The 8769-nt window shown below is 30.1% G+C and carries 10 protein-coding genes and 1 pseudogene; all 11 read left to right on the top strand.

Features of this window, described 5'->3' with window-relative positions; translation table 11 throughout:
- Positions 1-1145, top strand: a pseudogene (locus ES677_RS15360) (hypothetical protein); the annotation flags it as partial.
- 2 nt (positions 1146-1147) lie between these two features.
- The gene (locus tag ES677_RS14570; RefSeq protein ID WP_148371009.1) at positions 1148-1579 is read left to right on the top strand and encodes a hypothetical protein; all 432 of its coding nucleotides are present in this window, start codon (positions 1148-1150) and stop codon (positions 1577-1579) included.
- A 175-nt stretch (positions 1580-1754) separates the two neighbouring features.
- A complete protein-coding gene (locus ES677_RS14575; protein ID WP_148381638.1) occupies positions 1755-2264 on the top strand; it encodes a hypothetical protein in 510 nt (169 codons plus the stop codon).
- Between the two features lie 20 nt (positions 2265-2284).
- The gene (locus tag ES677_RS15365; RefSeq protein ID WP_170234470.1) at positions 2285-2446 is read left to right on the top strand and encodes a hypothetical protein; all 162 of its coding nucleotides are present in this window, start codon (positions 2285-2287) and stop codon (positions 2444-2446) included.
- Positions 2447-2495: 49 nt separating this feature from the next.
- Positions 2496-2771 carry a hypothetical protein gene (locus ES677_RS14580; protein ID WP_148381639.1) on the top strand — a complete coding sequence of 92 codons (276 nt, stop codon included), beginning with the start codon at positions 2496-2498 and terminating at the stop codon, positions 2769-2771.
- A gap of 52 nt (positions 2772-2823) precedes the next feature.
- The gene (locus ES677_RS14585; protein ID WP_148371006.1) at positions 2824-3441 is read left to right on the top strand and encodes a DUF6705 family protein; all 618 of its coding nucleotides are present in this window, start codon (positions 2824-2826) and stop codon (positions 3439-3441) included.
- A 389-nt stretch (positions 3442-3830) separates the two neighbouring features.
- Positions 3831-3992, top strand: coding sequence for a hypothetical protein (locus ES677_RS15370; RefSeq protein WP_170234469.1), 162 nt, complete (start codon positions 3831-3833; stop codon positions 3990-3992).
- A 49-nt stretch (positions 3993-4041) separates the two neighbouring features.
- Positions 4042-4782 (top strand): GLPGLI family protein, encoded by a 741-nt coding sequence (locus tag ES677_RS14590; RefSeq protein WP_170235070.1) that lies wholly within the window; start codon positions 4042-4044, stop codon positions 4780-4782.
- A gap of 25 nt (positions 4783-4807) precedes the next feature.
- Complete coding sequence (locus ES677_RS14595) at positions 4808-7483, top strand: carboxypeptidase-like regulatory domain-containing protein (protein ID WP_148381641.1); 2676 nt, start codon at positions 4808-4810, stop codon at positions 7481-7483.
- 767 nt (positions 7484-8250) lie between these two features.
- Positions 8251-8565 carry a hypothetical protein gene (locus tag ES677_RS14600; RefSeq protein ID WP_148381642.1) on the top strand — a complete coding sequence of 105 codons (315 nt, stop codon included), beginning with the start codon at positions 8251-8253 and terminating at the stop codon, positions 8563-8565.
- 23 nt (positions 8566-8588) lie between these two features.
- The coding region (locus tag ES677_RS14605) for a transposase (RefSeq protein ID WP_148380285.1) at positions 8589-8769 on the top strand (181 nt) is incomplete at its 3' end.

The following is an 8769-nucleotide window of genomic DNA, read 5'->3' on the forward strand; positions in this document are numbered from 1 at the left end:
ATTCTATAGGTTATGGTGATTGTGGTATTGATTTTTATAGTATAGTAATTACAGAAACTTGCACGCCCAGCGGAGGAGGTGGTGCAGGAAGCTGGGGAGATTCTGGCGAACCAGAGGGTAATGATACTGGATCCCCAAACACCGGGGATACAAGTGGAAGCCAAACCAGTAACGGTGGTAGTGGTGGTTCATCAAGCAATGATGGTGTTACAACACCAACTTTTCCACAACCTTGGGAAAAAGTTGTTCTTTGTTTAAGTCAATTAAGCATAGGAGGTTCTCCAAATGGTTTTACCGCAGAAATGTCTGCTTGGTTGCAATCTCAACCTAAAGGTGCTGTTGGTCAAATTAGTTACTACATAGATAAGAATGAATGCTCCGAAACTGCTCAAGCTTTTGCTATTGAAGCTGTAATTACTTTGATGAATGGAGGAGAAGTGGATTTTTCCAACAATGTTATATTAGATTCTACGTTCGTGAATAATGTGAAAGTGAGATGCACCTACCAACAAATTTCCAAAAATAAAAGAATTAAAAATCTTTTAGAAAATTTTATTGGAGAAGAAAGTGATTATGATTTAAAATTTCAAGTTGTACAAGATTTACAATGTAATAATGTTCTTGACCCAAGTGGTTGTTCCTATAATTATCTAGAAACAGATAATTTAGTAAATATTTCAATTGACCAAGACTATGTAAACAGTAACCAGACTCCTACGTTATTTATTGCAAGAACTATAATTCATGAAGCTATACATGCTAATTTATATTTAGCTCTTTTCAACTTGAATAACGGAAACACTATAAACTTACCAGATATTAATGATTTTGAAGCGATATATGAAGAGTATAGAGTTTATAAAGGATGGCAACATGAAGTTATGGCAAATCATTATATTGGCTTGGTATCACAAACTTTACAAGAAATACATCCCTTGTTAAATGATCAAACTTTTATAGATTCGTTAAATAATGATTATCCAGATATGACAATTGAGCAATTCTATACATGCATTGCTTATTTGGGATTAAATGGCACTGTTGGTCAAACTAATTATTTGAGTATTCCAGAGAATGCAATTAACTATAGTAATAGTTTTGAAGCTGCAAAAGTATATTCAACTAAAATACCTAATTGTAATTAAATATGAAAACTATATACATGCCAATTCTAGCAGTGTTTTTTGCATCATGTTTGAGTAAAGACACTAGATTAATAAGGAATGAAAATACTTATTATTTTTACTTTGATTCAAAGTTTCCAAATAATTCAATGAAAAAATATTATAGTTGGAAAAATGGACCTATAAAGTATTTGTATAAACTTGATACTGAAAATATAATTTTTACACCTAAAGATAGAGAAAATAGAAATAATCCTATAAGAGTAAAGATGTTAGCTAATGATACTATGAAACTTAATGTGAAACACATTAAATGGCTTAATAGTTTTAATAATATTCAGAGAGATTCAATATTTTTAAAAAAATCAAATAAGAAATATTATATTATTGAAAAAGACACTTTGGATAATCAATTGTATTTAATTGATGTTGTTTTTACACAAGAAATAGATTAAAAGCATTTTTTTCAAAAATAGTAGTCAGTATAATTCTAAAATTTATCAAGTATCTCATCCTAAACTTGGATGAGATACTTGATTATTTGAATATTCCTGAAAACGCAATAAACTATAGTATTAGTTTTGAAACTGCAAAAGTAAACTCGACTAAAACACCTAATTGTAATTAATTATGAAAAGTAACATGCTACTGTTAATTGTATTTTTTGTTTTTCAAGGTTGTCAGTCACAAACCCAAAAAAAAGATACTCTATATATACTTTTTAATGATAATATTGAAGGAATGAATAAACAAATCATTCCAAAAGAAAAACTAACAATAAAAGGAGGTATTCCTATAGACGACTCATATGTTTTTAAGATTCAAGAAAAAAAAGAAGGACTACTCTATGAGTTTGCATACAGATTTTCACACTTTAATTGGAGTAAAAACAAATCTATATTACCAAAGGATTATTCTCCATCTTTAATAATTGCGACAGATTCAAGTTTCCTTAAAGGAAAAAAGGTTTTAACTAATGATTTTTTTAAAAACACATCTTATTCTAAAGTTTGTAAAACCTTTGAGAAAGAGGATAGTTGGGAACAAGATGTAGCTGTTTTTATTATAGATGTGGATGAAATTGAAAACGACACAATAGTATTGAGAGAAGTTAAATTCACTAGACCAGTTAAAGAATAAGTTTAGTATGTATGTTCTTTATGAGCATGACTAGTGCTAATAGAGTTTTACTAAAAGACGACCCCTTTCAGGAATGTCAAGATTTGGCTGATTTAGACTTTGAATTTCATCAAGATTATAACAGTGCAGCGGCAGTGTACAATAGTTGTGTAGATGATTTAATATCAGATATTGGTAATTAAACACTTTAAAACACACGGAACTGTAATGGTTACCGTGTGTATTTTTTATATGAAACAGTATTTATTATTTTTTGCCTTATTAATGGTTCAAGGTCATATAATGGCTCAAGTTACAGAAGTTACTTATAAACGCGCTTTGCGTAGCGCTGATATTTCTTCAGAAATAAAAAATAAATATGGCGATTCGGGTATAAAGCTATTACAGGAACAAGAGAAGGCTTTAAACCAATTAAAGTATACGTTACTATTTACTAACACCGAAGCTTTGTTTTTTATCGATGCCGTGACATTAGGTTTAAAATCTGAAATTGATAACAACACCTAATTCAAATAGAACAGCTACATCAGAACGTTGTAATGAATTGAAAAAATAATAAATGAGAAATATAATTTTAATAGCCTTAATAGGAATAACATTTACTTGTAAGGCGCAAAATCCAATAATAAGTATCCATGATAAGAATGCAGAAATAACTACAGATTCCTATTTAAAAGATATTAATAACGACTTAGATAAATTCGTGGGAACTTGGCTTTATACCAATGGTACTACTTCTTTAACTATCAAGTTTGAAAAAAAGGAGCAAGTGTATAATGATGATTGGTATGAGGATTTATTAGTAGGAGAATATAAATATATTGAAAATGGAGTTCAAAAAGTTAATACGCTAATAGACTTTGATAATACAGACGATTTAGATAGTGTATACGACCACAGTTTATTAGGGAATTATACTATTTTAAAAAAAGAATTTCCAGGCTGTTCCAATTGTAGTCTTTTAGAAAAACGTGTAAGAATTTATTTTGAAGATCCCAACCCGAATTTAAGTTATCTCGTAGGAACAATGTATATGGGGCTTCGTCACATCAGTGAATTTGGTGTTGCCGATAAAATGCAAATAGATTTTGCTAAAAAAGGGTCTTCTATAATTCCAGTTGGTGCACCACAAGAGCCTAACTTGCCTTTTGGTAGATATGTGTTAATTAAACAATAAAGTATAACAAAGCTATAAATGACTTTACAAAGCCATTACGCAAGTAGTGGCTTTTTTAAATATTTAAAAGTGAGTTTTCACTCCAATTACGGTTTTTACCGTAACGAAAAGTGCAAATAAGTTGTAGTTTTCGATGAATGGTATAAAAAGGTATTGTGAGATTGTTATTATTATTATATGTTTGAAATGTATCTAACATATTTGTAACATTTAAGCCTATTTTCAAATATGTTAAAAACTAAAGAGTAATCTTTAAATAGCGCTATTCTCAATTTACTTAATGGTAAATTTTAAGGCTTTTTTATTAACCGTCAGAAACCTGACTAAAAATTTAAAATATGAAAATTTTACAAAAAGTATTAGTATTAAGTTTAGTATGTATGTTCTTTATGAGCATGACTAGTGCTAATAGAGTTTTACTAAAAGACGACCCCTTTCAGGAATGTCAAGATTTGGCAGATTTAGACTTTGATTTTCATCAAGATTATAACAGTGCAGCGGCAGTGTACAATAGTTGCGTTGATGATTTAATATCAGGTATTGGTAATTAAACACTTTAAAACACACGGTACTGTAATGGTAACCGTGTGTATTTTTTATATGAAACAGTATTTATTATTTTTTGCCTTATTAATGGTTCAAGGTCATATAATGGCTCAAGTTACAGAAGTTACTTATAAACGCGCTTTGCGTAGCGCTGATATTTCTACAGAAATAAAAAACAAATATGGCGATTCGGGTATAAAGCTATTACAAGAACAAGAGAAGGCTTTAGACCAATTAAAGTATACGTTACTATTTAATAACACCGAAGCTTTGTTTTTTATCGATGCCGTGACATTAGGTTTAAAATCTGAAATTGAAAACAACAGCTACTGGCAGTTAGTAAAGCGAGAAAAAGAAAATAAATACTATTATAATAGACCAAATAAACAACTAACCTATCAAACTTTGTTTTTTGGAGAGGCTTTAAATATTATAAGCAGTCCAAACGAGCTAGAGTGGAAGATTACTACAGAAAGTAAATCAATAGGTGGTTTTTTATGTTATCGGGCCGTATTAAGAAAAGGTCATAATTTATTGGGATTTGGCGAAGAAAGTACTATCGAAGCTTGGTTTACACCACAGATTCCGGTACCCTACGGACCAAAACAACTTGAAGGATTGCCGGGTTTAATTATGGAAGCACAATTGGCGACAGCAACCTATTATGTATCGAAGATAAACAGTAATACTACGGCTAAAATAAGTCCTTTAGAAAAAAGAAATGAAATTACAAGAACGCAACAAGTTAATGCTTTGTTAGAGTTTAAAAGAGATGTTTTAAACAGAGGGAAATAAAACAATATTAAAAATTAAAGAGTATATGTTAAAAACATATGGTTTTATTATAGTCTTGTGTTTTTACTCTGCTATAGTATGCGCTCAAAACATCACGCTTTCTGGTGTTGTTAATGACAGTTTAAGTACGCCATTGGAGTATGCTAATATTTTGGCTATTCCCAATCATAATAGCGATATTCGGTATGCGGTAAGTAACGAGAAAGGTACGTATAAATTAGAGCTAGAGCGTAATCAAACGTATTCTATAACTGTAAGTCACTTAGGCTATGTGTCGCAAGAATTAAGTTTTAAAACTTCCCATTTAAATAGCACTAAAAATTTCCGACTTAAAATTAATAATAATGAGTTAGGTGAGGTTACCATAAATTATACGCCACCCATATCTGTTAAAAAAGATACTATTGTATATCGTATAGATAAATTTGTAACTGGAGAAGAACGAAAACTTAAGGATGTTTTAAAAAAGCTGCCTGGTGTAGAAGTCGATAAATTAGGTAATGTTAGTGTACGTGGTAAAAAAGTGACTCGTGTTTTAGTCGAGAATAAAACCTTTTTTACAGGAAGTAGTAAAATGGCTGTTAATAATATTCCCGCAGATGTTGTCGATGAAATTGAAGTTTTAGATAATTATAATGAAGTTGCTATGCTTAAAGGCTTGCAGGACAGCGAAAATGTAGCGATGAATATTAAACTAAAAGAAAATAAAAAGCAATTTGCATTTGGTGATATAGAAGCTGGCGGCAGTATTAAAAAGAAGTATGTTATACATCCTACTTTATTTTATTACAGCCCTAAAACAACCATTAATACTATTATAGATCTTAATAATACTGGCGTAAAAAGTTTTACGTTTAGAGATTATTTAGAGTTTGAGGGCGGTTTGAGTTCATTAATAAATTCTACTGGAAGTTATAGTGCGTTATACCAAAGTGATGTTGGGCACTATTTAAAACATCAAGATTTTACAGAGAGAACCAGTCAGTTTGGAGCTATGAGTGTTAGGCAGTCTCTTTCCGAATATTTAGATATTAGTGGTTATGTTATTACTAGTAAGGCGAAAACAAGTACAAAAAACAATACTGTAAATCAGTACAATTTTAGTATGCCCTTTGTAGAGTATCGTGAAACGAATCAGCAACTAAAGGAGTTTTTTACTATCGGAAAACTAAAAATGGATTATAAGCCTAGCTTAGAGGAAGATTTTACGTATTCTAGTGTCGTTAAGCTAACAGATAATACAAGTAGCGAATTGGTGACTACACAGAGTACAAATTCCAATAATACTATCAATGGGTTTCACGATGTATTAGATCTTCAATTAACACAAAATATTCAATACACACGCAAATTATCGAAAAAACATATAGCAACTTTAGAGGCTACTTATGCTTTTGCAAATGATAAACCATTTACCAATTGGAGAACTAATCAGAAAATTTTACAAGGTTTAATTCCGCTCCAAGACGATAATTATTATAGTATTTTACAATCAAAGAAGGTAAAGACCCATACCGCAGATGCTATTTTTAAAGACTATTGGAGTTTAAATTCTTTTAATCATCTTTATAGCAGTATTGGGGTTAATACTGTGTTTAGTCATTTTAAAAATGAAGACGTACAGCAGTTAACTAGTGGCGCAATAAACAATTTTGATAGTGCAGGTTTTGGAAACGATTTTAACTATAGTTTTATAAATACTTTTTTGGGCGTAGAGTATAAGTTTCTAGTGAATAATTTAACTGTTAAACCAGCTTTATTTTATCATTTTTATAATTGGAGTAGTATTGGAGCATTAGAGCGTTTTACTAAAACGAAAAACTTACTTTTACCTCAATTAACTGCTAAGTTAGATCTAAAATCTAAAGGGAAATTTAATTTTAGTTATAAGTTAAATGCTGTTTTCCCAGAAGTAAATAATTTAGCATATAATTTTATACTGTCTCGTTTTAATAGCGTTTTCAAAGGGAATCCGGAGTTAGAAAACACATTGTATCATACGGTAAGTTTAAGGTATCATAAATTTAGTTTATATAGAAAACTAAACGTGTATGCCGGTATCTCTTTAAATAAGAGAATAGAAAGTAATAAGCTAATTTCTCAATTAGAGGGGATCGAGCAATTTAATACAATTATGGGGTTTAAGGATGCCGAGCGCTCTTGGTTATTTGATTTCGGGGTTGAAAAAAAGCTTGGTAGTATTAAATATAAGCTTAAAAGTAAATATAATTATTTTGAGTATTTCCAAATTGTAAACGCCATTACAAGTAAAAACACATCTCAGTTCACCACAATAAAAGTCAGTGCTGAGACTGCTTTTAAAAATTACCCTAACATAGAAATAGGTTATAGTAAAGCGTTTAATCATTACAACACGTATGGTGTCGTTTCTAAATATGAAAATGATGGGCTCTTTACGTCTTTAGAATATGATTTTTTAAATGGGTTTATTTTTAATGCAGACTATAGCGGAGATCACTACCGCAATATAAATCAGAAATCTACAACGCGTTTTTATTCTGCAAATGCCTCTTTATTTTATCAGTTAAGCGAAAGTCCGTGGGGTTTTGAAGTTAGTGGTACTAATCTTTTTAATACGCCCTATAAACAAAGTAACAATGCTACTTCTTTTGTAACTTCTGATAGTAAGACTTTTATTCTACCTCGAATCATCCTCTTTAAAATTGCTTATAAGCTATAATTGCAAGCTGCAAAAAGGAGTGTAGCGGCATCCTTTTGCGTTTGGCAAAAGATATAGCGGAAGGCCTGGTTTTTGCTTTTTCGCAAAAATGTGCCCAAAACATAAGCTGTTGCTTGTCTTTTACAAAAATATTTTATGTTTCCCAGAGGCGTATTTTTCACTAAACACTAATTAAAAAATAGCAGTTAAGAGTTAAATATAAAGTTTGTTTCTTTTTTGCTATTTTCTTATATTTTAAACTATTGAATGAACAAACAAACTAAAAGCCATTACACAAGTAGTGGCTTTTTTTAATATTTAAAAGTGAGTTTTCACTCCAATTACGGTTTTTACCGTAATGAAAAGCGCAAATAAGTTGTAGTTTTCGATGAATGGTACAAAAAGGTATTGTGAGATTGTTATTATTTTTATACACTTAGTTTTAATAATAAAAATCAATAATTTTTAAAACTAACCAAACGATTGAAAAAAAGAAAATGTAAACAGTATTTAAAACTAGTAATGTTGCTCTTCGGGGTTACATTGGTATTATCTAGCAGCCAAAAAGATGATGATTTTACACGGAGTTCACAAACAGAAAATAGTCTAAACCCAAAGTTTAAAATATCTAAGATTAATAAAAAAAGAATTGAGGACAACGAACTAATAATAAAAAAACTTAATAGACTTAATGAAAGTATTAATAAAGGAAAAATAATTTCGAGAAATCGAACAACATATTCGAACTGTAACTACTTTTTATGCTAACAACCCTAATTGCTAATAATATGAAAAATTTATACTTTATTTTTTTGTTCGCTTTCTTTAATTCATCTTCTCAAAATGATGCAAAAATTATTTTTCTGTTTGAAAAGGAGAAAGATATTTTAGTCAGTAATCAAATCGAAGACATATATAAAATAGATGGAAAACATACTTTTAAATTCATTAGAGGTAAACATGAGAAAGTAGAAGTAAATTATAGTTCATTAAAAGAAAAGGTTATTACTTATGATGAATTTATTAGACAAAATAAAGATAAAAAATACCCGGAGTTATTTACTCATTATGGATGTGCTAATTTAGCGGACAGTACAAGTTAAGCATAAAGTCTTACATTTAACTTATGACACAAGAGCGAAAGAAATATGATCCAGCTTTTAAACGACAAGCTGTAGAATTAAGTAAGGACAGAAAGAACCTGTCAGAACTAGCAAGAGAACTAGGTATCAAGGTTACTCTTTTATACAAGTGGCGTAAAGAATTTGAAGCTTTTGAATCGGGAAGTTTCCCAGGCAATGGTAATT

The sequence above is a fragment of the Bizionia gelidisalsuginis genome, from assembly GCF_008086185.1.
In the GTDB taxonomy this organism is placed as follows: Bacteria; Bacteroidota; Bacteroidia; order Flavobacteriales; family Flavobacteriaceae; genus Bizionia; species Bizionia saleffrena.